At 67.1% G+C, this 23,155-nt stretch carries 20 protein-coding genes; 12 read left to right on the top strand and 8 right to left on the bottom strand.

What is annotated here, in order from left to right; genetic code table 11:
* Positions 1 to 328: 328 nt before the first annotated feature.
* From AC10V3_RS12665 to AC10V3_RS12645, 5 genes are all read left to right on the top strand, one after another.
* Entirely contained in the window at positions 329 to 733 is a 405-nt protein-coding gene (locus AC10V3_RS12665; RefSeq protein ID WP_022535614.1) for a hypothetical protein, read from the top strand.
* A 72-nt stretch (positions 734 to 805) separates the two neighbouring features.
* Entirely contained in the window at positions 806 to 1,993 is a 1,188-nt protein-coding gene (locus AC10V3_RS12660) for an efflux RND transporter periplasmic adaptor subunit (protein WP_349609237.1), read from the top strand.
* Positions 1,990 to 5,172, top strand: coding sequence for an efflux RND transporter permease subunit (locus AC10V3_RS12655; RefSeq protein WP_022535612.1), 3,183 nt, complete (start codon positions 1,990 to 1,992; stop codon positions 5,170 to 5,172). The genes AC10V3_RS12660 and AC10V3_RS12655 overlap by 4 nt, the downstream gene beginning before the upstream one ends.
* Entirely contained in the window at positions 5,169 to 6,611 is a 1,443-nt protein-coding gene (locus AC10V3_RS12650; RefSeq protein WP_022535611.1) for an efflux transporter outer membrane subunit, read from the top strand. The genes AC10V3_RS12655 and AC10V3_RS12650 overlap by 4 nt, the downstream gene beginning before the upstream one ends.
* Positions 6,612 to 6,809: 198 nt before the next feature.
* Positions 6,810 to 7,727: a LysR family transcriptional regulator gene (locus AC10V3_RS12645; protein ID WP_022535610.1), complete on the top strand. Its 918-nt coding sequence runs from the start codon at positions 6,810 to 6,812 to the stop codon at positions 7,725 to 7,727.
* Between the two features lie 18 nt (positions 7,728 to 7,745).
* Here AC10V3_RS12645 and AC10V3_RS12640 read toward each other — a convergent pair whose 3' ends face one another.
* From AC10V3_RS12640 to AC10V3_RS12625, 4 genes are all read right to left on the bottom strand, one after another.
* Positions 7,746 to 8,741 carry a 2-hydroxyacid dehydrogenase gene (locus tag AC10V3_RS12640; RefSeq protein ID WP_022535609.1) on the bottom strand — a complete coding sequence of 332 codons (996 nt, stop codon included), beginning with the start codon at positions 8,739 to 8,741 and terminating at the stop codon, positions 7,746 to 7,748.
* 52 nt (positions 8,742 to 8,793) lie between these two features.
* Positions 8,794 to 10,386 carry an aspartate:alanine exchanger family transporter gene (locus AC10V3_RS12635; protein WP_022535608.1) on the bottom strand — a complete coding sequence of 531 codons (1,593 nt, stop codon included), beginning with the start codon at positions 10,384 to 10,386 and terminating at the stop codon, positions 8,794 to 8,796.
* Positions 10,387 to 10,676: 290 nt separating this feature from the next.
* Positions 10,677 to 12,095, bottom strand: coding sequence for a heavy metal sensor histidine kinase (locus AC10V3_RS12630; RefSeq protein ID WP_349609241.1), 1,419 nt, complete (start codon positions 12,093 to 12,095; stop codon positions 10,677 to 10,679).
* On the bottom strand, positions 12,092 to 12,775 hold the full coding sequence (locus AC10V3_RS12625) for a heavy metal response regulator transcription factor (protein WP_022535606.1): 684 nt from the start codon (positions 12,773 to 12,775) through the stop codon (positions 12,092 to 12,094). Before AC10V3_RS12625 ends, AC10V3_RS12630 begins: the two co-directional genes overlap by 4 nt.
* Positions 12,776 to 13,084: 309 nt before the next feature.
* Between AC10V3_RS12625 and AC10V3_RS12620 the strand changes: the two genes are divergently transcribed.
* On the top strand, positions 13,085 to 13,432 hold the full coding sequence (locus AC10V3_RS12620) for a hypothetical protein (protein ID WP_022535605.1): 348 nt from the start codon (positions 13,085 to 13,087) through the stop codon (positions 13,430 to 13,432).
* A 443-nt stretch (positions 13,433 to 13,875) separates the two neighbouring features.
* On the opposite strand, the gene AC10V3_RS12615 is transcribed toward AC10V3_RS12620, so the two are convergent.
* Positions 13,876 to 14,658 (bottom strand): gamma-glutamyl-gamma-aminobutyrate hydrolase family protein, encoded by a 783-nt coding sequence (locus AC10V3_RS12615; RefSeq protein ID WP_022535604.1) that lies wholly within the window; start codon positions 14,656 to 14,658, stop codon positions 13,876 to 13,878.
* Positions 14,659 to 15,033: 375 nt separating this feature from the next.
* Between AC10V3_RS12615 and AC10V3_RS12610 the strand changes: the two genes are divergently transcribed.
* From AC10V3_RS12610 to AC10V3_RS12590, 5 genes are all read left to right on the top strand, one after another.
* Positions 15,034 to 16,347: a Rieske 2Fe-2S domain-containing protein gene (locus AC10V3_RS12610; RefSeq protein WP_490922288.1), complete on the top strand. Its 1,314-nt coding sequence runs from the start codon at positions 15,034 to 15,036 to the stop codon at positions 16,345 to 16,347.
* Between the two features lie 79 nt (positions 16,348 to 16,426).
* Positions 16,427 to 17,863, top strand: coding sequence for a glutamine synthetase family protein (locus tag AC10V3_RS12605; protein ID WP_454752034.1), 1,437 nt, complete (start codon positions 16,427 to 16,429; stop codon positions 17,861 to 17,863).
* A 21-nt stretch (positions 17,864 to 17,884) separates the two neighbouring features.
* Positions 17,885 to 18,208: a 2Fe-2S iron-sulfur cluster-binding protein gene (locus AC10V3_RS12600; protein WP_022535601.1), complete on the top strand. Its 324-nt coding sequence runs from the start codon at positions 17,885 to 17,887 to the stop codon at positions 18,206 to 18,208.
* Positions 18,209 to 18,211: 3 nt separating this feature from the next.
* On the top strand, positions 18,212 to 19,453 hold the full coding sequence (locus tag AC10V3_RS12595; protein WP_022535600.1) for an NAD(P)/FAD-dependent oxidoreductase: 1,242 nt from the start codon (positions 18,212 to 18,214) through the stop codon (positions 19,451 to 19,453).
* A 95-nt stretch (positions 19,454 to 19,548) separates the two neighbouring features.
* Positions 19,549 to 20,277 (top strand): GntR family transcriptional regulator, encoded by a 729-nt coding sequence (locus AC10V3_RS12590; protein ID WP_022535599.1) that lies wholly within the window; start codon positions 19,549 to 19,551, stop codon positions 20,275 to 20,277.
* A gap of 121 nt (positions 20,278 to 20,398) precedes the next feature.
* On the opposite strand, the gene AC10V3_RS12585 is transcribed toward AC10V3_RS12590, so the two are convergent.
* Both AC10V3_RS12585 and AC10V3_RS12580 read right to left on the bottom strand, forming a co-directional pair.
* Positions 20,399 to 20,860, bottom strand: coding sequence for a transposase (locus tag AC10V3_RS12585; RefSeq protein ID WP_022535598.1), 462 nt, complete (start codon positions 20,858 to 20,860; stop codon positions 20,399 to 20,401).
* A gap of 194 nt (positions 20,861 to 21,054) precedes the next feature.
* Positions 21,055 to 21,444 (bottom strand): hypothetical protein, encoded by a 390-nt coding sequence (locus tag AC10V3_RS12580; protein WP_022535597.1) that lies wholly within the window; start codon positions 21,442 to 21,444, stop codon positions 21,055 to 21,057.
* Between the two features lie 359 nt (positions 21,445 to 21,803).
* Here AC10V3_RS12580 and AC10V3_RS12575 point away from each other — a divergent pair, with 359 nt between their 5' ends.
* Positions 21,804 to 22,721, top strand: coding sequence for a YihY/virulence factor BrkB family protein (locus AC10V3_RS12575; protein WP_022535596.1), 918 nt, complete (start codon positions 21,804 to 21,806; stop codon positions 22,719 to 22,721).
* Positions 22,722 to 22,790: 69 nt separating this feature from the next.
* On the opposite strand, the gene AC10V3_RS12570 is transcribed toward AC10V3_RS12575, so the two are convergent.
* Entirely contained in the window at positions 22,791 to 23,144 is a 354-nt protein-coding gene (locus AC10V3_RS12570; protein ID WP_490922285.1) for a RidA family protein, read from the bottom strand.
* Positions 23,145 to 23,155: the final 11 nt, after the last annotated feature.

Raw genomic sequence — 23,155 nt, 5'->3', positions numbered from 1 at the left:
CCGGTCAGGGGCAAATGATTCTTGCGCGGCAGTCAAGGGTCGCGCCGCGGCGCCCGGTCCTTCCATGCGTGCGCCGGGCAGGCGCGGCCGGGCCGCGAGGACGGGGCGGCTGCAGGCGCGCATGGCGCCATTGTTTCCGCGGATGCAAAGGTCTTCTGTTGCGCGGCGGGTTTTTTTCGGGGCAGGTGCTGACCATACTTCGCCCCGTCGGCGCTCCGTGTCAGGGCGTTTGCAACCGATGCATGCCGACAGGCCGCCGGGCCGTTCCGTGCCGGCCAACGCCACCGACGCCATTCGCGCTTGCTGCGCATTGACTGGAATCCACATCATGAAGACCCGTACCCTGATCGCCGCCAGCGGCATGCTCACTGCTCTCCTTGCCGGCCTCGCCCATGCCGACGGCCCCAACCGCGTCACGCGCGAACGCAATCCGTTTGTCGACGGCGCGCACCAGCGCGTCGATCCCTTCACCGACGGCGCCCGCAAGGCCTTTGATGCGTTCATCGACGGTGCCCGCCAGGCAGACCCGTTCACCGACGGCGCACGCGTCGCCGGCATGGATCGCACCGGTCCCTCGGCCGACCCCGCGCGCAAGCCGGACCCCTTCACGGACGGCGCCCGCCAGGTCGATCCCTTCACCGATGGCGCCCGTCTCGCCGGCATGGACCGTAGCGGCGTGTCGGCGCCCCCGCAGCGTACGCGCGACGTCTTCACCGACGGCGCCCGCGCCTGACACCGGCCGACGCCAGGCGCCGCGGCCGATGCCGTTGCCAGCCTGCTCTTGCCACGCAGAAGGGAACTCAGAATGAAACAGGTACGAAGGACGGGCATGGCGGCACGCGCAGCGTCGCTCGCGGCCCTTGCCGCTGCCGCTGCCGCGGCAGCGATGCTGGCGGGTTGCAAGTCGGAGGCTGTGCAGGCACCGGCGGCGCCGGCCGTGGTGGTCAGCCAGCCGCTGGTGCGGCAGGTCACTGACGTCGACACCTTCACGGGACGCTTCGAAGCGATCGACAACGTGGACGTGCGGGCGCGTGTCAGCGGCTACCTGGAGAAGGTCGCGTTCACGGACGGCGCCTTGGTGAGAAAGGGCGACCTGCTGTTCGTGATCGACCCGCGGCCGTTCCAGGCGGCGGTGAACGAGGCCGAAGGCGCGCTGGCCAAGGCGCGTTCGCAACTGAGCCTGAGCCAGCAGGAATACGAGCGGGCGCGCGTGCTGATCGAAACCAACACCATCGCGCGCAGCCTGTTCGAGCAGCGCGAGCAGGCGCTGCAGAGCGCACGCGCCGAAGTGGCCAGCGCCGAAGGGGCGCTTGCTCGTGCCCGGCTCGACCTGTCCTTCACGCGCATCACCGCGCCGATGTCCGGACGCATCAGCCGCAAGCGCGTCAGCGAAGGCAACCTGGTCAACGGCGGCGACAGCAACGCCACGCTGCTGACCACGATCGTGTCGCAGGACCCGATCGATTTCTATTTCGATGTCGACGAGCAGAGCTACCTGCGCTACACCCGCCAGGAAGCCAGTGCCGCGGCGGGCACGCGCACGGTCCGCATCGCGCTGCCGGGCGACGGCGAACCGACGCTCGCCGGCAGCATGAACTTCGTGGAGAACCGGCTGGACAACTCCACCGGCACGCTGCGCCAGCGCGTGCGGCTGCCGAATCCGGGCCACAAGCTGACCCCGGGCCAGTTCGGCCGCGCCCATGTGGCCGCGCAGGCCGCGCACGATGCGCTGCTGGTGCCCGATGCCGCAGTAGCCACCGACGCCACCCGGCGCGTGGTCTATGTCGTCAAGGCGGACCAGAGCGTCGAGGTGCGTCCGGTGGTGCTCGGCAAGCTGTTCGGCAACCTGCGCGAAGTCGCGTCGGGGCTGAACGCGGGCGATCGCGTCATCGTCGAGGGCTTCCAGCGCGTGCGCCCCGGCGAGACCGTCAAGCCCACCGTGCGTGCGGTGGCCACGGCGAGCCTGCCGGCTTCGCAGGGAGCGCAGCCATGAACCTCGGTCGCCTTTCCGTCGAACAGCCGGTGCTCGCTATCGTGCTGTCGATCGTGCTGACACTGGCGGGCGCGCTGGCGTATTTCACGCTGGCAGTGTCCGAATATCCCGAGATCGCGCCGCCCACGGTCGTGATCCAGGCCAGCTATCCCGGCGCCTCGGCCGAGACCGTGTCGCAAACCGTCTCCACGCCGATCGAGCTGGAAGTCAACGGCGTGGAAGACATGCTGTACCTGTACAGCCAGGCCACCTCCGACGGCGGCCTCAATATCACCGTGACCTTCAAGCCCGGTACCGACGTCGACAAGGCCCAGGTGCTGGTGCAGAACCGCGTCGCGCTGGCGACGCCGCGGCTGCCGCAACCCGTGCAGCGCAGCGGCGTGTCGGTGCGCAAGTCTTCGCCGACGCAGCTGGGCACGATCTTCCTGTACTCGCCAGACAAGAGCTATGACCAGCTCTATGTCTCCAACTACGCCATCCGCAACGTCGCCGACGCGCTCAAGCGCATCGACGGCGTGGGCGATATCAACCCGCTGGGCGCGCGCGAATATTCGATGCGCATCTGGCTGGATCCCGAGCGCGTGGCCTCGTTCAACCTCAGCCCCGGCGACGTGATTGCCGCGGTGCGCGCGCAGAACACGCAGGTGGCCGGCGGCGTGGTGGCGCAGCCGCCGGTGACGGACCAGGCCTTCCAGCCCAACCTGATCTTCGAAGGCAGGCTGCGCGAGCCGGTGGCGTTCAACGACATCGTCGTCAAGCAGGGTGATGGCGGGCGCGTGGTGCGCCTGAAGGACGTGGCGCGCGTGGAGGTAGGCGCGCTTGCATACGCCACCGACAGCTACATGCTGCGCAACCCCACCATCGCGCTGCAGGTGCTGCAGCGCCCCGGCGCCAACGCCGTCGCCACCATGGCCGCGGTGCAGGACAAGATGGCCGAGCTGAGCCAGGCCTTCCCCAAGGGCATCGTCTACAACATCGGCTACAACCCCACCGCCTTTATCGGCGACAGCATCGACGAACTGGTCAAGACCATCTACGAGGCGGTGGTGCTGGTCGTGCTGGTGGTGCTGGTGTTCCTGCAGGGCTGGCGCCCGTCGATCATCCCGATCCTGGCGATCCCGGTGTCGCTGGTGGGCACCTTTGCCGTGATGGCGATGCTGGGCTATTCGATCAACAACCTGACGCTGTTCGGGCTGGTGCTCGCGGTGGGGATCGTGGTGGACAACGCCATCGTGGTGGTCGAGAACGTGGAGCGCCACCTGGCGCTTGGCGCCACCCCGCGCGAAGCGACGCTGGTCACGATGAAGGAAGTGGGCGGCGCACTGTTCGCGATCACGCTGGTGCTGTGCGCGGTGTTCGTGCCGACGGCCTTTATCACCGGCATCTCCGGCCAGTTCTTCCGGCAGTTCGGCATCACCATCGCGGTATCGACGGCGATCTCGCTGTTCAGTTCGCTGACGCTGGCGCCGGCACTGTCGGCCGCGATCCTGAAGCGGCATGCGCAGGGCGAAGCCGGCCACGGCCAGGCTGCGTCCCGGTTTGGCGGCATCCTGCGGCCCGTGCGGTGGCTCGCCGGCCGCTTCAACGCGGGCTTCGACCGCTTTGCCGATGGCTACGGCCGCGTGGTGCGGCGCGTGGTGGCGATCACGCCGGCGATGCTCGCGCTGTACGTGCTGCTGATCGCCGGCACGGTCTACCTGCTGGTGTCGACGCCCAAGGGCTTTATCCCGGCGCAGGACCGCGGCTACCTGGTGGTGCTGATCCGCATGCCGGACGGCGCTACGCTGGAACGCACCAGTGCGGTGGCGCGCAAGGTGGAAGACATCGCGCTGCAGGTGCCGGGCGTGGAGCGCGTGCCGGTGTTCTCGGGCGTCTCCGCGGCCACCGGCACCAACTCCGCCAGCAATGCCGGCCTGTTCCCGGTGTTCAAGCCGTGGGAGGAGCGCAAGCCTCAGGGCCTGACCATCGACAAGATCGCGGCCGACCTGCGCGCGCGGCTGGCCGGCGTGACCGAAGCCTCGATCGTGGTGGCAATGCCGCCGCCGGTGCAGGGGCTGGGCAGCACGGGCGGCTTCTCGATGCGCCTGGAGGACCGCAACGGGCTGGGTACCGCCGCGCTGGCCAAGGCCACCGAGGACCTGATCGCGGCGGCCAACCAGGCGCCGGGCATGGTCGGCGTGTATTCGCCGTATTCGGCCACCACGCCGCAGGTGTTCGTCGAGCTGGACCGCGAGAAGGCGGAGATGCTGGGCGTGCCCAGCCAGGAGATCAATGACGCCGTGGAAACCTATTTCGGCTCGACCTATATCAACGACTTCAATATCCTCGGGCGCACCTACCGCGTGACCGCGCAGGCCGACCTGCCGTTCCGGGTGACCCCCGACGACCTGGCGCGGCTGAAGGTGCGCAACAAGGATGGCGAGATGGTGCCGATCGGCAGTGTGACGCGCGTCAGCGAAGCGCTCGGCGTGGACCGCGCGCCGCGCTACAACCTCTACCCGGCCACCGAGATCAATGGCGACACGCTGCCCGGCCTGGGCTCGGCCTACGCGATCCAGACCATGGAGCGGCTCGCGGCAGAAGTGCTGCCGCCGGGCATCACCTACGAGTGGACGGATCTCTCGTACCAGCAGACCACGGCCGGCAATACCGGGCTGCTGGTGTTCCCGCTGTGCGTGCTGCTGGTCTACCTGGTGCTGGCCGCGCAGTACGGCAGCTGGAGTCTGCCGCTGTCGATCCTGCTGATCGTGCCGATGTGCCTGCTGGCCGCGTCGCTGGGCGTGCGCGCCATGGGGCAGGACATCAATATCCTGACGCAGATCGGCTTTATCGTGCTGGTCGGGCTGGCGGCCAAGAACGCGATCCTGATCGTGGAGGTGGCCAGGCAACTCGAGCAGCAGGGCAGTGCGCTGGTCGAGGCGGTGGTGGAGGCGAGCCGGCAGCGGCTGCGGCCGATCATCATGACCTCGCTGGCGTTCATCCTCGGCGTGCTGCCGCTGGTGATCTCAGAAGGCGCCGGCGCCGAGATGCGCCAGGCGGTGGGCTCGGCGGTGTTCCTCGGCATGATCGGCGTGACCGTGTTCGGGCTGATCTTCACGCCGGTGTTCTATGTGGTGGTGCGGCGGCTTGCAGGTGGCGCGAAGACTGTGCCGGCTGTGGCGGTGGAGGTGGCGCAATGAAGGCCCCAGTTGCAATCGAAATCGCAATCGAAATCGCAATCGCAATCGCAAAGCGCCTCCCGCTCGTAGCGGCGCTGACCACCGGCGCCATGCTGCTGGCTGCCTGCGCCACACCGCAACCGGTCGCACCCACACCGCTGCCGCTGGCGACCGGCTACGCTAACGCATCGCTGGCCGCGGCCGGCGAGGTGCCGGACCTGTCCAACTGGTGGCAGCGCTTCGGCGACCCGGTGCTTGACGAGCTGGTCGCGTCCGCGCTGGACGGCAACACCGACCTGAAGTCCGCGATCGCTCGCATCGATGCCGCGCGTGCGCTGCGGGCCGGCACGGCCTCGCAGGGGCTGCCGCAGCTGGGGCTGGGCGCCTCGGCGGGCCGGCAGCGGCTGTCAGCATCGCAATCGGCCTCGGGCAACCCGGACACCGGCAACGTCTTCGGCGCAGGGCTGGGCGCGTCATGGGAAGTCGATCTGTTCGGCCGCATCCGGCAGGACGTGGCCGCGGCCGATGCCGAGCTGCGCTCCGCCTCCGACGCCGCGCAGGCCGTGCGCGTGGCCGTGACCGGCGAGGTGGTGCAGACCTACCTGGGCGCGCGCAACCTGGAGCACCGGTTGCAACTGGTCAGCGCCAACGCGCGCAGCCAGGCGGAAACCGAGACGCTGACGCGGCGCCTGTTCGATGCCGGCGCGGTGCCCATTGCCGATGTCGACCGCGCCCGCGCCCAGTCCGAAGCCACGCACGCGCAGCTGCCGCTGCTGGAGCTGGAGCGGCAGAACGCGCTGCACCGGCTCTCGATCCTGGTCGCCACCACGCCGCAGGACATCTATGCGCGCATGGAGCCGCTCGCGGCCCGGCCGCAGTGGACGCCGCCGGCGGGGATCGGCACGCCGGCCGACCTGCTGCGCTTGCGTCCCGATGTGAAGGCGGCCGAAAGCGTCGTGGTGGCGGCGTATGCACGTGTCGGCGTCGCACGAGCCGAGCTGCTGCCGCACCTGCGGCTGGCCGGCGCGATCGGCGTGGCCGCGGATGCGGTTTCCGGCGCCACGCTGGCGCGCTCGCTGGCGTGGATGTTCGGCGCCGACGCGGCGCTGCCCCTGTTCGACGGCGGGCGCCGGCGCAGCACGGTGCGACTGCGCGAGGCCGAGGCAGAGCAGGCCCTGCAGCGCTATCGCACCACGGTGCTGCGCGCGGTCACCGAGGTCGAGGGCGCGGTGGCGGCATCGGCGCGCAACCGCGACCGAGTGGCGCGGCTGGAGCAGGCGGCGTCAAGTGCGCGGGCCGCGTATGACCAGATCAACCGCTCCTGGCGCGCCGGCGAATCCGCGTTTATCGACACGCTGCAGGTCCAGCGCACGCTGCTGGAGGCAGAGGAAGAGCTCTCCATCGCCCAGGCCGCCGCGCTGCGCAGCCAGGTGGGCGTGGTGACGGCGCTGGGCCAGTAGGGCCCCGGCGCCGGCCTTCCTGAACAGCCCCGCCTCCGGCGGGGCATTCCCTGAAGAGACCGTTCATGACCCATACCTGCCCCTTGTGCGGCAGGCCCGAACGCGACCCGCCCCTGCGCGCCGGCTGCGGCCGGGCTTGACGCCAGCCTCGAACCTGCTTCCAATCCGGGGGTGACCGTTCCGTTATGACTGCCCGCTATGGACCGCTTCGACGCGCTGCAACTCTTCACCCGGATCGTGGAACTGGGCTCCTTCACCGGCGCCGCCAGCGCATTGGATATCCCGCGCGCCACCGCCACGCACGCCATCAAGGAACTGGAGGCCCGCGTGGGCGCACGGCTGCTGGAACGCACCACGCGCCAGGTGCGCCCGACGCTGGACGGCCAGGCGTTCTACGAGCGCAGCAAGCGCGTGCTGCAGGACCTGGAAGACGCCGAGACCTCGCTCAGCACACAGGTGGCCAGCCCGCGCGGCACGCTGCGGCTTGACCTGCACGGCACCCACGCGACCATGATCATCCTGCCGCGCATCGGTGAGTTCCGCGACCGCTATCCCCATATCGACCTGGTCGTCAGCAGCGGCGACCGGCTGGTCGACCTGGTCGGCGAGGGCATCGACTGCGTGGTGCGCGCGGGGCGTCCGCGCGATTCGTCGCTGGTGGCCAGGCGGCTGGCGGATATGCCGGAGGTGCTGTGCGCCAGCCCCGGCTACCTGGCCGCGCACGGCACGCCGCAGGAGCCGTCCGAGCTGGCTGAGCATGTGGGCGTGGGTTTCTTCTCGCGCAACAGTGACAACCGGTATCCGTTCACGCTGACCGTCGATGGCGAGGTGCAGGAGTTCAAGGCGCGCGGCTGGATCTCGGTCAGCGATGCCGAGTGCTATACCAGCGCGGCGCTGGCCGGCTGCGGCCTGGTCCAGGTGCCGCGCTTCCGCGTCGAGGAGCACCTGCGCGCTGGCCGGCTGGTGCAGGTGTTGGCCCAGTGGCCGTGCCCGGACCTGCCGGTGTCGGCGCTGTACCCGTTCCACCGGCAACTGGCGCCGCGCGTGCGCGTGTTCGTGGACTGGGTGGCGGGGCTGTACGTCGAGCGATTCGGGCCGCTGCGCGGCGCGGCATGAGGCCGGCAGCGGCCGCGTTCAACTGGCGCTGACCTCGTTCGTCAGCGGCTTGCCGGCCTCGAATTCCGTCGCGCTGCGCAGCGTGGTCTCGCAGATGGTCGTCACGGCTTCGCGCGTGAGGAAGGCCTGGTGCCCGGTCACGATCACGTTCGGGAACGTGATGAGCTGCTGCAGCACGGCGTCGTCGACGATGGTGCTGGACAGGTCGCGGAAGAACAGCTCCGCCTCCTGCTCGTACACGTCGATCGCCAGCCCGCCGAGTTGTCCGCTCCTAAGCGCGTCGATGACCGCTTCCGTGTCGATCAGCCCGCCGCGGCTGGTGTTGATCAGCAAGGCGCCTGTCTTGGCGCGCGACAGCGTTTCGGCGTTGATGATGTGATGGGTCTCGGGCGTGAGCGGGCAGTGCAGCGAGATGCAGTCCGCGCTTGCGCCGATTTCTCCCTCGTCCGCGTAGCGGCCGCCAAGGGCCTCGAATTCCGGAGACGGGTACTTGTCGTACCCGATTACGTTGCAGCCGAACCCGACCATGATCTTTGCGAACACGCGCCCGATCTTGCCGGTGCCGATCACGGCCACGGTCTTGCCGCACAGGTCGAAGCCCATCAGGCCTTCGAGCGAGAAATTGAAATCCCGCGTGCGGTTGTAGGCCCGGTGGATCTTGCGGTTGATCGCCATCAGCAGGGCCACCGCATGCTCGGCGACCGAATTGGGCGAGTAGTCGACCACGCGGACTACCTTGATCCCGAGCGCTTGGGCGGCTTTCAGGTCGACGTTGTTGAACCCGGTGCAGCGCAGCGCGACCAGCTTGGTGCCGCCGCGCACGAGCGCTTCCAGCACAGTCGCATCGGCCCGGTCATTGACGAAGATGCACACCGCGCCGTGGCCCGCGGCGAGGCCCACCGTTTCACTGTCCAGGGGGACTTCGAAGTACTTGAGCTGATGACCTTCCGCCGCATTCGCGGCATCCAGATGTTGGCGATCGTAGGACTTTGCGCTGAAGACGGCGATTTCCATGATGTGTCTCCGCGGCGAATCGCGTGCAGCGATGCGCCCAAGTTGCGCCGCACTATCCGCCAGCCAGCGTGGCGGCGACCTGTACGAACAGGATTTTCACGATGGTCATCGACGGGAAGATCATCGAGTAGCCGAGGTCGGGACGGTCGGTGGGCGCGACGCGGTTGGCAAAGGCCAGGATGGCGGGATTGCCGGTCGCGCCGCAGATCACGCCCACCGCCAGGTCGAACGGCAGCCTGAAGACCCAGAGGCAGAAGATCGCAGTGATCAGCAGCAGGGCGAGCAGGATCACCACGCCATAGATCAGGAAGGACACCCCGGTTACGCCGATGGTGGCGAAGAACTTCGGCCCCGACGCAATGCCCACCTGTGCCAGGAAGATGGTCAGCCCGAAGTTGCGCAGCACCAGGTTGGCCGATAGCGGCATGGTCCAGACGAACGGCCCGAGACGGCGCACCCGGCCGAGCACGAGGGCGACCAGCAGCAGCGCGGCGAGCCCCAGCGCCAGCGTGCCGACGCCGGGAATCGGCACCGGGACCAGCCCGACCAGCAGCCCGAGGGCCGCGCCGATGCCGATCGAGATAAAGCTAAGCTCGGCGGTGCCCTTGATGGAGTCGCCGAACAGCGCGCGAATCGGCTTCATGTGGGCGCGATTGACCAGCAGGCCGACGCGGTCGCCGAATTCGAGGATGAGATCCTGGCTGGGCATCAGGTCGGCATCGCCGCGCCGCACATGGGCGATCGAGCAGGCCATGCCTTCGGGAAAGCGGATGTCGCGCAGCGTGTGCCCGACCACGAGCCGGCTCGAGGCGAACACGCGCATATAGTCCAGGTCTTCGCGATGGCTCGTCATGCGGCCTGGCTGCAGCTCTCCGCACAGCGAGGTGGCTTCACGCAGCACGGCCGGGTCGGTGGCGGTCGCGAGCAGCACGTCGTCCGCCTGCAGGACCAGGTCGTCGGCGGGCGGCTGGTTGTGGTGTGCGCGACGCACTGCAGCAATCACCACCCCGTCCGGCAGGCGTGCGACCAGCTCCGACAGCCGCGCGCCGATGAACGCAGGGTTTGTCAGTGCGATCTCGGCGGTCTCGATCAGCTTTGGCGGCGGCCGCACGATATTCGGCTTGAGCAGCGCGGTGAGGGCATACAGGAACAGGATCGGCCCGGCCACGCCGACCGGGTACGCGACGCTGTAGCCCACCGCGGCGCCGTCGCTCTTCATCGCCGCCATTGCGGCCTGCAGGCTTGCCGTGCTGGTGCCCGCGCCGGCGAACATGCCCAGCGACTCGTCGAGTTTCACGCCGACCAGCGGCACCAGCGCGACCGCGACCAGCCCTGAGCCGACCACGCCGAGCACGGCGGCGGCGTTGGCCTTGAGGCCGTCCGGGCTGGTCAGGCCTTTGAAGAACTGCTCGCCGTACTGGATCCCGATGCCATAGAGAAAGAGCAGCAGCCCAAGCGTGCCGAGCAGGGCGGGCGGTGCGGACTTGGGCGCGAACCCGCCGATCGCCAGCCCGACGAACAGCACCGCGCCCGACCCGAGCGACACACCCTTGATATTGATCTCGCCGATGACATAGCCCAGCGCAACCGTGAGGAACAGCGTGAGCAGCGGCTGGGTTTCGAGCAATGTCCTGACTGCATCCATGGCAGCTCCTCTTCGATGGACAGGAGCAAGGGCGCAGCGACAGGCAACCGCGCAGGATCACGCGCACACCGCGCGGACGGGGTTGCCAGGCCCTTCGGTTCCGGACATGCGTTGTCGGGTGTGGCTTGCCGCGAATCCGATCATCGTGACAGGCACTGGCTGGCACGGCGCAACCACGGGAATGCCCCTCGAAAATATACGATGCGCCGCACGAATTCAAGAATCGAAGCGGCGCGCCAGTGGTGGATGCCAGGCCTGCCAAATCTGCCAAACCTGCAATCGGCCCGCCCTCAGGCTGCGGCGGGACGCGCCAGCGGGCGCGCCGGCGCGGGCGCGTCGGGCACCGGCTGGCTGACCGGCAGCGTCATGCCGATCCGGATCGCGTGCGGCTCCACCTGCGCGAACACGCTGCCGCCGTGCATGGTGGCGATCGCCTTGACGATGGCCAGCCCCAGCCCGTGGTTCTGCCGGCTGTCGCTGCGCGCCGCGTCGGCACGGTAGAAGCGGTCGAACAGGCGGTTCGGCTGGATCGCGGACAGGCGGTCCGACTCGTTGCGCACGGTGATGGTCAGCGTGCCTGCCGCCTGCGCGATCGCCACCGTCACCGGCCGCCCGGGCCTTCCATGCTGCAGGGCGTTGCTCATCAGGTTGGTCAGCGCGCGCTGCAGCAGCGAGACATTGACGCGCACCCGCGCATCGCCCGTCACGTGCAGCGTGGAGCCGGCGTCTTCGAACAGCAGGTCGAGGAAGTCCGCGCTGCGCCGCACCTCGTGCGCGACCGAGACCTCGACCAGGTCGCGCGCCAGCGCGCCGCGGTCGGACTGGGCCAGGAACAGCATGTCGATCACGATGCGGCTGAGCCGCTCCAGGTCTTCCAGGTTGGACTGCAGGATCTCTTCCAGCTCGGCAGTGCTGCGTGGCCGCGACAGCGCCACCTGGGTCTGGCCGATGACATTGCCCAGCGGCGTGCGCAATTCATGCGCCACGTCGGCATTGAAGGCGGAAAGCTGCCGGTAGGCACGCTCGAGCTTGTCGAGCGCGCCGTTGAAGGCATGGACCAGGCCACACAGTTCGCCCGGCAGGTTGGCGTCGGGCAGGCGCTCGAGCTGCTTGGGATCGAGCGCGCTGGCATGGCGCGACAAGCGCTCGATCGGCGCGAGGCCCGACTTGGCGATACGCCAACCGAGCAGGCTCACCGCGATCACGCCCAGCACCGAGGACACCACCAGCGCAATGCCCAGCGTGCGGCTGGTCTCGAAGAAGGGCGCCTGGTCGACCGCGACCGCCAGCGCCACCTCCGGCCGGTCCTGCAGTGCGGGGATGGGGCGCTTGAGCATCAGGAAACGGTTGTCGCCGAACTCCACCGCCCACACGTGCGGGGCGCGCGGCGTGGCTTCGGCCTCGCGCGGGAACGGCTCGCCGTAGCGGAAGCGCGGATCGGTGCTCTCGACAAAGTAGCGCACGCTGCGGTCTGCCGGCGTCATGCTGCGCAGCATGGTGGCAAAGCGCTCCCATTGCGCCGTGGTGCCCAGGCCTGCCGCCTTGGGGCCGGCGAGGTCGAAGCGCGCGTGGATCTCTTCGAGCTGGCGCTTCTCCAGTTCCACGCACTGCACCTGGTAGAGCACCACGCCCGTGATGGCGAAGACAAAGGCCGCCGCGAGGCCGAACATCGCGGCCAGGCGCGCTGCGATGGAGCGATGCCGGTTCATGCCGTCAGCCCGTCGCGGGGTTCCAGCACGTAGCCCATGCCGCGGATGGTGTGCAGCAGCTTGGGCTCGCCGGGCCAGTCCAGCTTGGCGCGCAGGCGCTTGACGGCGACCTCGACCACGTTGGTGTTGCAGTCGAAGGAGATGTCCCAGACCAGTTCGGTGATCGCGGTCTTGGAAACGATCTGCCCCTGCCGCCGCGCCAGCACGGACAGCAGCGTGAATTCGCGCGCGCTCAGGTCCAGCCGGCGCGTGCCGCGTGTCGCCCGCCGCGACAGCAGGTCAATGCGCAGGTCGCCGACGGTGAGTTGCGATGGCTCGGTCTGCCGGCCGCGGCGCGTCAGCACGTTGAGGCGCGCCAGCAGTTCCAGGAAGGAGAAGGGCTTGGACAGGTAGTCGTCGGCACCGGCATCAAAGGCGTTGAGGCGATCGTCGAGGTCGTCGCGCGCGGTCAGCATCAGCACCGGTGTCTGCTGCTCGCGGCGCAGCGACTTCAGCAGCGAGACACCGTCCAGCGCGGGCAACATGACGTCGAGCACGATCGCGTCATACGGCTCGGTACAGGCCAGGTGCAGGCCGTCCAGCCCGTTGTGCGCCGTGTCGACCACGTAGCCGTTCTCGGACAGGCCGCGGCGCAGGTAGTCGACCGTCTTGATCTCATCTTCGACCAGCAGGAGTTTCATGGGTCCATTCCTCGGAATCCTAGAAATATAGAAGATGCGTGCGAATCCAACCTGTCAGTCTTGTCAGTTTTGCGGGGGCTGCACTGAACAGGTGCGGGCGTGCCGAGCGCGCCTGCTGCGCAAGCATGGCACAGCTGCGCGCCGGCATGATTCTGCGTGGCTGGAAAGACTGTTGGCGCAAGGCACACCCCGATAACGCGCCTGCCTGACGGAATTGTCAGGGTAGGGTCAGGGCGGCGTCGGCTGCGATCGCTAGACTCCACCGGTGCCTGGCCAGGCCGGCTTTCCTTCACGCACCGGAGTCCTTCCATGACCTTATCCAAGCTCTCCCGCCTCCCTGACACCGCAGGCCGCCGCGCCGCGCGGGCGACCAGAACGCGCTGGCCGCACCTGCGTTGGCTGCATGCCGGAACTTACCGCCGCGCCATGCTGCATGCCTTGCTCCCGACATTGCTGATGATGGTCAGCGCCACCTTTGCGCTATCGGCCAAGGCGGCGCCGCGGCCGGCGGATCCGTACACCGATGGCGCGGCCAGCGCGGCGGCGGCCGAGAAGCGCTTCGATGTGTACACCGACGGGGCCAGCGTGAATGGTCCGCGCGACACATTCACGGATGGCGCGCGTAGTGAGTCGCGGCCGGCGGACGCGAACGGCTGAGCCCGCGAAGGGCCGTAAACACCCCAACCGCACCCCCGACCGCTGGCGGCCGCGTCCGTCGCTGTCGGTATCACTATCGCCTTGCAGTCTGGCCGGCACACGCCGCGTGCCGGCTCATGGCTTTGACCCACACGCAGGAGGGCGATCGCCAGAGAGAATCCACGCGCCCCGCGCACAACGGGACGCCGCTTCCAGCTCAATACACTCGTGAATCGGTAGCGAGCTGGAGCGGCGCCATGAACCTCGGCAGAGTCGATCTCAACCTGTTGCGCGTGTTTGACGCGATCTTCGAGGACAGGAACCGCCCAGCCGCCGTAGCACCATCCTCTCGGGTCACCGAGCGCTGCGCCGTCGTTGAGCGCCACCACCATGTTGCGGTGAATGAGTTCGCCTCATTCGAGGGGTTCGATCCGGAACCCGTCCAGGTTCCGGCAAGGCGGCGCTCAGGCGTGCCGTGCGTAACGCCGGCACGCGTCGCCGAAGTGGGTGAACAACGACCGGGATAGCGGATCGGAATCGGCCGTGACTTCCGGGTGCCATTGCACACCCACCGCAAACTTGACGCCCTCGACGCGGATCGCCTCGACCAGGCCGTCATCGGTGCTGGCCTCGACCGCGAGGTTGTTCCCCAATGTGTCGATGCCTTGCGTATGCAGGGAATTGACGCGCGCGCTTGCGTCACCGATCCATGCGCTGAACATGCCGTCCCGCGCGAGCGCGACCGTGTGCTTGTAGCGATAGCGTGCGACCAGGTCTTCCGACGCGTCTTCCCGGTGCTCCGGCGAATGGCCGGCCGCATGGATATCGGCACGCAGCGTGCCGCCGAAGGCCACGTTCATTTCCTGGAAGCCGCGGCAGATCGCCAGCATCGGGATGCCGAGGTCGGCGGCACGCCGGATCAGGTGCAGCGCGACATGATCGCGCGCTCGGTCGACCAGGAATTCGGCAGACTCGCGTCCACCGTAACGGCCGGGCGAGACATTGGACGCGCCGCCAGGAAAGAGCAGCCCGGACAGCGACGCCAGATAGGGGCTGAAGTCATCGATGTCCTCGCTGGCCGGGATAAAGACCGGTGCGACGCGCGCGACCTCGGTAAGGGCGCGCCGGTAGCTCTCCTTGACGCCATGCACGTCGTGATCCCCGACGAAGAACCGGTCGCAGACGATGCCGACCAGCGGGCAATGGGTACGTGTGGGCTGGGCGGATATTGGGTTGGGGGCGGGCAAAGGTGGGTCTCCTGGGTCATCTGGTCATCACTGCATGCAGATAATATATCGCTGCATGCAGATATTCCAGAAAGATGAAAATATGTGCACCAACAGGCGCTATTTAGCAGTCATATGAAGCTCGCCTCGTTGGTGCGGGTAAACACTTAAATCCTCAGTTCATGGGCCCTAAATATCTGAAAATATATAATAAAAACAATAGCCTATTGTGACTTAATGGCGCGAGTGCGGAGTAAGTTCGGCATGGCTTCCGAGCATGCGCCCAAAATCGACCTTGTCTTGACTGTATGCAGCAAATAATATGCTGCATACAACGACGCTGCATACAGCAAAACCCACCCAGGAACCACCCACCCAGCAGGAGATGTCCCCATCATGATGTCCAAGGAACAGAACGAACTCATCACCCGCGTCGGCGCGGATACCCCAGCCGGCAAGCTGTTGCGGCAATACTGGCAACCGGTTGCGCTGGTGGACGAGTTCGAAGGTGAGCGCCCGGTGCGCGCCGTGCGCCTGATGGGCCAGGACTTCGTCGTGTTCCGCGACGAGCAAGGCCACTACGCGATGCTGGATCGTGATTGCCCGCACCGCGGTGCGGACCTGAGCTTCGGGAGGCTGGAGGACGGCGGCCTGCGCTGCCCGTTTCACGGCTGGCTGTTCGACCGTACCGGCACGTGCCTGGAAACGCCCGCGGAACCCGCCGGCAGCAAGCTGTGCCAGCTCATCCGCCAGAACGCCTATCCGATCGTCGAGCGCGGCGGCGTGCTGTTTGCCTTTATCGGCGAAGGCGAGCCGCCGGCATTCCCGGCCTTTGACTGCTTTGTCGCCCCTGACCAGTACACCTTCGCCTTCAAGGGATTGCTCGAGTGCAACTGGCTGCAGGCGCTCGAGGTCGGCATCGATCCGGCGCACGCTTCCTTCCTGCACCGGTTCTTCGAGGATGAAGACGTCGCGGAAAGCTACGGCAAGCAGTTTCGCGGCGCGTCGGCCGATTCCGGCATGCCGATCACGAAGGTGCTCCGTGAATTCGACTGCCCGGAAATCAGCATCGCGCCGACCGACTACGGCATGCGGCTGACCGCCTTGCGCGAACTCGGCGACGGCCAGCAGCATGTGCGCGTGACCAACGTCGTGTTTCCGCAGGCGTTCATTATCCCGATGAGCGCCGAGATGACGATTGCGCAATGGCATGTGCCGGTCGACGACACCAGTTGCTACTGGTACGCCATCTTCACCAGCTTCACCGCGCCGGTCGACAAGCAGCAGATGCGCGACCAGCGCCTGGCGCTGTACGAACTGCCCGACTACCGCCCGCGGCTGAACAAGCGCAACCACTACGGCTTCAACCCCTACGAGCAGCGCACGCAGACCTACACGGGCATGGGCCACGACATCAACGTCCACGACCAGTGGGCCGTGGAATCGCAGGGCGCGATCCAGGACCGCACCCGCGAGCACCTGGGCACCACCGACAAGGGCATCATCGCCTACCGCAAGCAGCTGGTCGCGGCGATCGAGGCAAACCAGCGCGGCGAGAGGGCGCTGATGATGGTGGACGCGCAGCAGGCCAGTACGCTTACCGGGCCGGCATCGATCGACGGGGTCAGCGTGGAGCAGTCGCCCGACGACTACTGGGTCGGGGCCGATGCCAAGCGCCGGGCCGAATCGGAATGGGCGTCGCGCGCCTGACCGGTACGCAGCCACAGGATCACGACTAACTAACCGAGGCGGCTCCACCGCGTTGCACGATGCGGCGAGCCGGACCCATATGGCGCTTGTAGAACAATTCGGCCTCTGGACCGATACCCATGCCCGTGCTGCTGACGACGTTGCGCGTCAGCTCGCCGGGGGAGACATCGACGTGGTGCGCTTTTCCTTCCCGGACCAGCATGGCGTGCTGCGCGGCAAGACGCTGGTCGCGTCGGAGGCGATCAAGGCGTTGCGCGGCGGCGTGAACGTGACCACCACGCTGTTCGCCAAGGACACTTCGCACCGGACGGTGTTCCCCGTGTTCAGTTCTGGCGGCGGCTTCGACATGCCTGGCATGCTGGGCGGGGCGGACGTCACGCTGGTTCCCGATCCCACCACCTTCCGCGTGCTGCCCTGGTCGCCGCGCACCGGCTGGCTGCTTTGCGATCCGTATTTCCAGGATGGCAGGGCGGTGCCCTTTGCCACCCGCCGCATCCTGCGCAACGCGGAGGAGCGCCTCGCGGCAGCGGGATACCAGCTCGTCACCGGACTGGAAGTCGAGTTCCATGTGTTCCGCCTGCTGCGCGAACACATGACGCCGGACGATGCCGGCCAGCCGGGCGAGCCGCCCGAGGTCGAGCTGTTGTCGCACGGCTACCAGTTCCTGACAGAGCTGCGCTATGACGCGACCGAGGAAGTGATCGAGCTGATCCGCAAGAACGTGCAGCAGCTCGGCCTGCCGGTGCGGTCGCTGGAAATCGAGTTCGGTCCCAGCCAGTTCGAATTCACCTTCGCGCCGGCGACGCCGGTTGCCACCGCGGACGCGATGGTGTTGTTCCGCAGCGCCGTCAAGCAGGTGTGCAAGCGGCATGGCTACCACGCGACCTTTATGTGCCGCCCGAAGATCCGCAACGTAGTGTCGAGCGGATGGCACCTGCACCAGTCGCTGAAGCGGCTGGACAACGGCGCGAATGCGATGATGCCGGACGAGGTCGGGCAAGACCTGTCCGCGACCGGGCGTCATTACCTGGCCGGCCTGCTGCAGCACGCCTGCGCGGCGACCGCGTTCTCCACGCCGACCATCAATGGCTACAAGCGGTTCCGTGCCTATTCGCTGGCGCCCGACCGCGCGATCTGGGCGCGCGACAACCGCGGCGCAATGCTGCGGGTGCTGGGCGGCGCGGGCGATGCGGCCACGCGCATCGAAAACCGCGTGGGCGAACCCGCGGCAAATCCCTATCTCTATCTCGCGTCGCAGGCCATCTCGGGGCTGGACGGTATCCAGTGGCGCCTGGATCCGGGCCCGTCCGCCGATTCGCCATACGAGACCCCCGCACCCCATCTGCCCAGGACGCTCGACGAGGCGCTGGCCTGCCTGAAAGAAGACGATGCCCTGCGTGAAGGCATGGGCAGTGGCTTTGTCGACTACTTCTGCCATATCAAGCAGGCCGAGATCGCGCGCTTCAATCTTGAGGTGAGCGACTGGGAGCAGCGCGAGTACTTCGACACGTTTTAACCGAACCGCAGTGAGGATGTCATGCCGACGATTACCTATGTCCTGAAAGACGGCAGCCGCAAGGAAGTGGCTTCGGCCAGCGGCAAGACGCTGATGGAAGTCGCGATCGCCAACAATGTCCGCGGGATCGATGCGGAGTGCGGCGGTTGCTGTTCCTGCGCGACCTGCCATGTGTATATCGATTCGCCCTGGGCCGACCATATGCCCGCGCCCGACGAAATGGAAGACGAACTGCTCGAGGGCGTGGCGGCCGTACGGCAGCCGGCCAGCCGGCTCAGCTGCCAGATCGTCGTGACCGACGCGCTCGACGGCCTGGTCGTGCGCGTCCCGGAAAAGCAGGGGTAGACCATGGCCGATCTCGTCATCATCGGGGCCTCCTACGCGGGCACCCAGCTGGCGCTGGCCGCGCGCGCCAACGGCTTCCAGGGCAGCATCACCATGATCGGCGACGAGCCCCACGCACCGTACCAGCGGCCGCCGCTGTCCAAGGGCTTCCTGAGCGACGCGGTGGATGCATCGAGCCTGCCGCTGCAGTCGCCCGAGCGGTTCAGGGAAGAGCGGATCACGCTGCGGACCGGAGTCTCGGCGCGCCGCATCGACCGGCAGGCGCGCACGGTTGCATTGTCCGACGGGGCACTGCTGCGCTACGACCACCTGGCCCTGACCACTGGGGCGCGCTGTCGGCGCCTGCCATGCGAGGGAGCGGAACTGCGCCACGTCTACTACCTGCGCGACCTCGCGGATGCGTGCGACATCAAGGCGCGTGCGCGGGAGGCCAGCAAGGCCGTGGTAGTGGGCGGCGGCTTTATCGGGCTGGAGGTGGCGGCGTCGTTGCGCACGCTCGGCCTCGATGTGACCGTGGTCGAGTTGCAGGAGCGGTTGCTGCAGCGCGCGGTGCCGCCACTGATCTCGACGTTCCTGCAGACGGTGCATCAGCGGCAAGGGGTCCGCATTCGGCTTGCGACCCGGATTCTGCGGCTGCTCGGCAATGATGCGGTCAGCGGGGTCGAGCTCGATTCCGGCGAGGTCCTTCCGGCGGAATTGGTCATCGCAGGCCTCGGCGTGGTACCGAACGTGGAGCTTGCCGAGGACTGCGGCCTGACGGTGGACAACGGCATCGTGGTCGACCGCTTTGCGCGCACCAGCGATCCCGCCATTGTCGCGGCCGGCGATTGTGCTGCGTATCCAAATCCATGGATGCCTACGGATGCGAGCGAAGCGCAAGGCCGGTGCGTGCGCGTCGAATCTATACAAAGCGCGAACGACCTCGCCAGGGTGGCCGGTGCGACGGTTGCCGATCGTCCCGCGCCGTACGAGGCGGTGCCGTGGTTCTGGTCGGACCAGCATGGCTACAAGCTGCAGATGGCTGGCTTCTCGGCGGGGCATGACCAGGCGGTGGTGCGCGGCGACGTGCTGGCGGGGCGATTCACGGCCGTGTACCTGAAGCAGGAAGTGATCGTCGCCGCGGATTCGATCAACCGCCCGCAGGATCACATGGCGGCACGGCGCCTGATCGCCGCGCGCGTTCGCCCCGATCCCGATGTGCTCGCTGATGACTCTGTCGCGCTGAAGAGCCTGTTTCCGAGCTGATCAGGCCGTTGTCTGGTGTACCATGTCGCATATTGTATGCAGCCCGGCCAACCTCGCATGCAGCGGCCGCGGCTACGATTTGACGAGGGTGTGTAATGGAATCCCACCAGACACGGGTCTTGGTGCAACTGCGCGACCTGATTCTTAAGGGCGAATTCGAACCGGGCGCCCGCCTGGCCGAGATCCCGCTGGCTGAGAAGCTCGGCGTCTCGCGCACGCCGGTCCGGCTTGCGCTCGCCGCGCTGGAGCAGGAGGGGCTGATCGAGCCTTCGCCGAGCAGCGGCTACATGATGCGCCGCTTCACGCCGCGGGAGATCCAGGATGCGATCGCGGTACGCGGACACCTGGAGGGCATGGCCGCGCGGCTGGTTGCCGAGCATGGGCTGTCACGGCAACTATCGCTGGACCTCCAGGACTGCCTGCGCGAAGGCGACCGGGTCCTGACCAAGGCACAGCTCGACTACGACGACTATGTCGCGTACAGCAATATGAACGATCGCTTTCACGCGCTGATCGTCGAGGGCAGCGGCAACAGCGCGCTGGCACGGGCCATCGAACTCAACAACCGGTTGCCATTCGCCGCGGCGAGCGCCATGTTGCCGATGCAGTCGGCGGTGGAAGAGGGCGGGCAATGGCTGGTCTATGCACACCGGCAGCATCACAGCTTGTTCGACGCCATGCGGCGCGGCGAAGGCGCGCGCGCGCAGGCGCTTGCGACGGAACACGTCAACGTGGCACGCATGAATCTGGAGAGTGCGCTGGATCGGCCTGAACAGGCATCGCAGGTGATGCCGGCGATGCGGTTGTTTGTCAGCGCGGCTTAAGGTTAAGCGCCGCTGCGCAATGGGCGTCGTCTCAGTGGGAGAGGTGGTTTGGTTTGGCAAGGCGCGACGCATCCGGAAGCGCCTGCCCTCTCGCCCGCCCCTTTCCATGAACCATTGGTTTCTATGCGGCAGTAGGGAGGGGAACTAGCTCCTGGCCGAGTTGTTTGGCCAGGTGCCTGAGTGCCCGCCGTTTGGTTTCGAGGACGCGGGCCTCGTAGTGTGCCAAGCCACTTTCGACGTACTGCATTCCCTTAACCATGACGCGCCAGAAGAGGATGGCCAGCTTGCGTGCCAACGCAATGTTGGCAATCAGTGCGCCGCGTCGTGCTGCCATGCGTCGGTAGAAGCCACCCAAGGCGATGTCCTTGCTACGCGCCAGACTCCGGGCCATCAGGCAGAACAGTCGACCGGCGCGATTGCGGTGGCGTTTGACGCTGCCGCGGCGCTTGCCGCTTTGGCGGCTTCCCGGTGCCAGGCCCATCCATGCGGTGAAGTGTTTCTCGGTAGGCCATCGAGTTAAAAGCCGCGCATCCGCACGCTCGCACATCTGAGCAAAGCCCCGTGCCCAGGCATACGCACCCATCTCCCGCGCGCGGGAGATGGGTGGGGGAGAGGGCCGGAGCCTCAACGAAGGAGCGCGCGTCGGTATGCCGCGCGTAAAGCTTGTCAAGAATCAGTGGCCGTGGCCTATGCCGCGGCCTTTTTGTTCCGGGCGCACGACGAACTGCTGCGCATGACAGCTAACACCGAATCAACGGGCGATACAAGCTGTAACGCTCAGGCGCCGTCGAGGAACGGGCTGCGCTGGCCCACGCGGGTCCCGAGCGCATCGGGAGGCAGGGTCCGGTTGGCGGGGTCAAGCGACGGATCAGGGCTGCCGGCCAGCGCCGGGGCACCCGGTGCGGGCGCCATGCCGGGCTGCGCCGCCTGGCCGGCAGGTTGCGCATAGGGGTCGCGCGCGGCGGGTACCGTTCCCTGCGCCATCGGTGCTGCCGCCGGCATGGCTTGCGTGGGCTGGGCGGATGGCGCCGGCTGGGTGGATTGCATCGGCTGAGTCATGGGCATCGGCTGGGCCGGCTGAAGGGGCTGTGCCTGCTGTGCGAACAGCGGGTAGGACGCGATCATCGCGCCAGCCATCAACAGGGATTTCGCCAGATGTTGCTTCATTCGTGTACCTCCTAGAGTGCCTACAGGCATGGGAATAGCCACTTTAGCGCCGAGGCCCCTGACATTCTGTTTGATTTTGCAACGGTGATTTACGAGACTTGCCATCGACACCGGGGCGGGTTAGGTACGCGCGCGTGTTGTTGATTAGCGCCCGCAGTGTTTGGCTGGGTAGCCATTGCAGATTGGCCATCTGGTGCAAGGCGCCAGTTGTAAAGGATGCAAACAACCCGGCACGGAATGCGGTGAAAAACGGCACGGCGCCACATCTGGCCGCCGCCACTCCCGCCATGACAGCGTTGCCAGGCCGGCGGGAACGAGAATTGCAGCAGTGGGTCAGTGTCCCTCATTCCCTCCGAGCGATGCCGTCCCTGTCCGTTATTGTGTCCTCACCTCGCCTACTCTTCGAACTGCTCCGTGATACGGTCAGTGCGTGGATCGACGACTACGCGCCCAGCATGGGCGCGGCCCTGGCTTATTACACAGTCTTTTCCATCGCGCCGCTGCTGCTGATCGTGATCTCGGTGGCCGGCGTGGTGTTCGGGGCCGAAGCCGCGCGCGGCGAGGTGGTGGCGCAGCTGCAGGGCCTGCTGGGGCCGGATGGGGCCAAGACCATCGAGACCATGTTGCTGGCGGTCAGCGAGCCGGCTGCCAGCACGCTGACCGCGGTGCTCGGGGTCTTTGTCCTGCTGGTGGGCGCGACCACGGTATTCGCCGAGCTGCAATCAGCGCTGGACCGGATCTGGCGCGTGCCGGAGCGCCGCAAGATCTCCGGCATCCTGGCGCTGCTGCGCGCGAGGTTGCTGTCCTTCGGCATGATTCTCGGCATCGGCTTCCTGCTGGTGGTGTCGCTGGTGCTGAGCGCGGCCATCTCGGCGCTTAACCGGCTTTGGGGGCCGCTGTTTGGCGCGGAAGAGTTGATCGGGCACCTGCTCGATATGATCGTCAGCCTGGTCCTGATCACGGTGGTGTTCGCGATGATCTACAAGATCATGCCCCGGGTGAAAGTGCGATGGCCCGACGTGTGGCTGGGGGCAGCGGTGACGGCGTTGCTGTTCACGCTCGGGAAGTTCCTGATCGGCCTCTATATCGGCAAGAGCGGCGTGGCCAACGGGTATGGGGCAGCTGGATCACTGGTGGTGGTGCTGCTGTGGGTGTACTACTCCGCGCAGATATTCCTGCTGGGCGCGGAATTTACCTGGCAGTACGCACGGCGTTTCGGCTCGCGCCGGCAAGAAGCGGCGGAGGAGCGCGCAAAAGCCGCCGAGGCGACGAACTGAAGGCGGCGCTGTCCGTTCTCTCAACGCACGGGACAGGCCGCTTCACTGGCTATCGATTTCGGATGGTCATCAGACCGCCGCAGTCACGATAATCTCGACCAGCAATTCCGGCCGGGCCAGCTTCGCTTCGCAGGTGGCGCGGGTCGGCACGGCATCTTCCGGGATCCACGCTTCCCAGGCTGCGTTCATGCCGGCGAAATCGCTGTCGATGTCCTTGAGCCAGATCTGCGCGGACAGCAGCCTGGTCTTGTCGCTGCCGACGCTGGAGAGATAGCCCTCGATCTTGGCAAGCACGTCGCGGGTTTGCGCGCCGATATCGCCGGAGGTGTCGCTTGCGGTGACGCCGGCTACGTAGACCACGCCGTTGTACACGACGATGCGGGACAGGCGTTTGCTGGAATCGAAGCGCTGGATTTCGCTCATTGTGTATTTCC

The sequence above is a fragment of the Cupriavidus sp. PB-02 genome, from assembly GCF_058252315.1.
This window is presented reverse-complemented; position numbering and strand designations above follow the sequence as displayed.

Coding starts and splice junctions, on each gene's coding strand:
- AC10V3_RS12665 (WP_022535614.1), top strand. CDS start 329: ATGAAGACCCGTACCCTGATCGCCGCCAGCGGCATGCTCACTGCTCTC.
- AC10V3_RS12660 (WP_349609237.1), top strand. CDS start 806: ATGAAACAGGTACGAAGGACGGGCATGGCGGCACGCGCAGCGTCGCTC.
- AC10V3_RS12655 (WP_022535612.1), top strand. CDS start 1,990: ATGAACCTCGGTCGCCTTTCCGTCGAACAGCCGGTGCTCGCTATCGTG.
- AC10V3_RS12650 (WP_022535611.1), top strand. CDS start 5,169: ATGAAGGCCCCAGTTGCAATCGAAATCGCAATCGAAATCGCAATCGCA.
- AC10V3_RS12645 (WP_022535610.1), top strand. CDS start 6,810: ATGGACCGCTTCGACGCGCTGCAACTCTTCACCCGGATCGTGGAACTG.
- AC10V3_RS12640 (WP_022535609.1), bottom strand. CDS start 8,741: ATGGAAATCGCCGTCTTCAGCGCAAAGTCCTACGATCGCCAACATCTG.
- AC10V3_RS12635 (WP_022535608.1), bottom strand. CDS start 10,386: ATGGATGCAGTCAGGACATTGCTCGAAACCCAGCCGCTGCTCACGCTG.
- AC10V3_RS12630 (WP_349609241.1), bottom strand. CDS start 12,095: ATGAACCGGCATCGCTCCATCGCAGCGCGCCTGGCCGCGATGTTCGGC.
- AC10V3_RS12625 (WP_022535606.1), bottom strand. CDS start 12,775: ATGAAACTCCTGCTGGTCGAAGATGAGATCAAGACGGTCGACTACCTG.
- AC10V3_RS12620 (WP_022535605.1), top strand. CDS start 13,085: ATGACCTTATCCAAGCTCTCCCGCCTCCCTGACACCGCAGGCCGCCGC.
- AC10V3_RS12610 (WP_490922288.1), top strand. CDS start 15,034: ATGATGTCCAAGGAACAGAACGAACTCATCACCCGCGTCGGCGCGGAT.
- AC10V3_RS12605 (WP_454752034.1), top strand. CDS start 16,427: ATGGCGCTTGTAGAACAATTCGGCCTCTGGACCGATACCCATGCCCGT.
- AC10V3_RS12600 (WP_022535601.1), top strand. CDS start 17,885: ATGCCGACGATTACCTATGTCCTGAAAGACGGCAGCCGCAAGGAAGTG.
- AC10V3_RS12595 (WP_022535600.1), top strand. CDS start 18,212: ATGGCCGATCTCGTCATCATCGGGGCCTCCTACGCGGGCACCCAGCTG.
- AC10V3_RS12590 (WP_022535599.1), top strand. CDS start 19,549: ATGGAATCCCACCAGACACGGGTCTTGGTGCAACTGCGCGACCTGATT.
- AC10V3_RS12585 (WP_022535598.1), bottom strand. CDS start 20,860: ATGGGTGCGTATGCCTGGGCACGGGGCTTTGCTCAGATGTGCGAGCGT.
- AC10V3_RS12580 (WP_022535597.1), bottom strand. CDS start 21,444: ATGAAGCAACATCTGGCGAAATCCCTGTTGATGGCTGGCGCGATGATC.
- AC10V3_RS12575 (WP_022535596.1), top strand. CDS start 21,804: ATGCCGTCCCTGTCCGTTATTGTGTCCTCACCTCGCCTACTCTTCGAA.
- AC10V3_RS12570 (WP_490922285.1), bottom strand. CDS start 23,144: ATGAGCGAAATCCAGCGCTTCGATTCCAGCAAACGCCTGTCCCGCATC.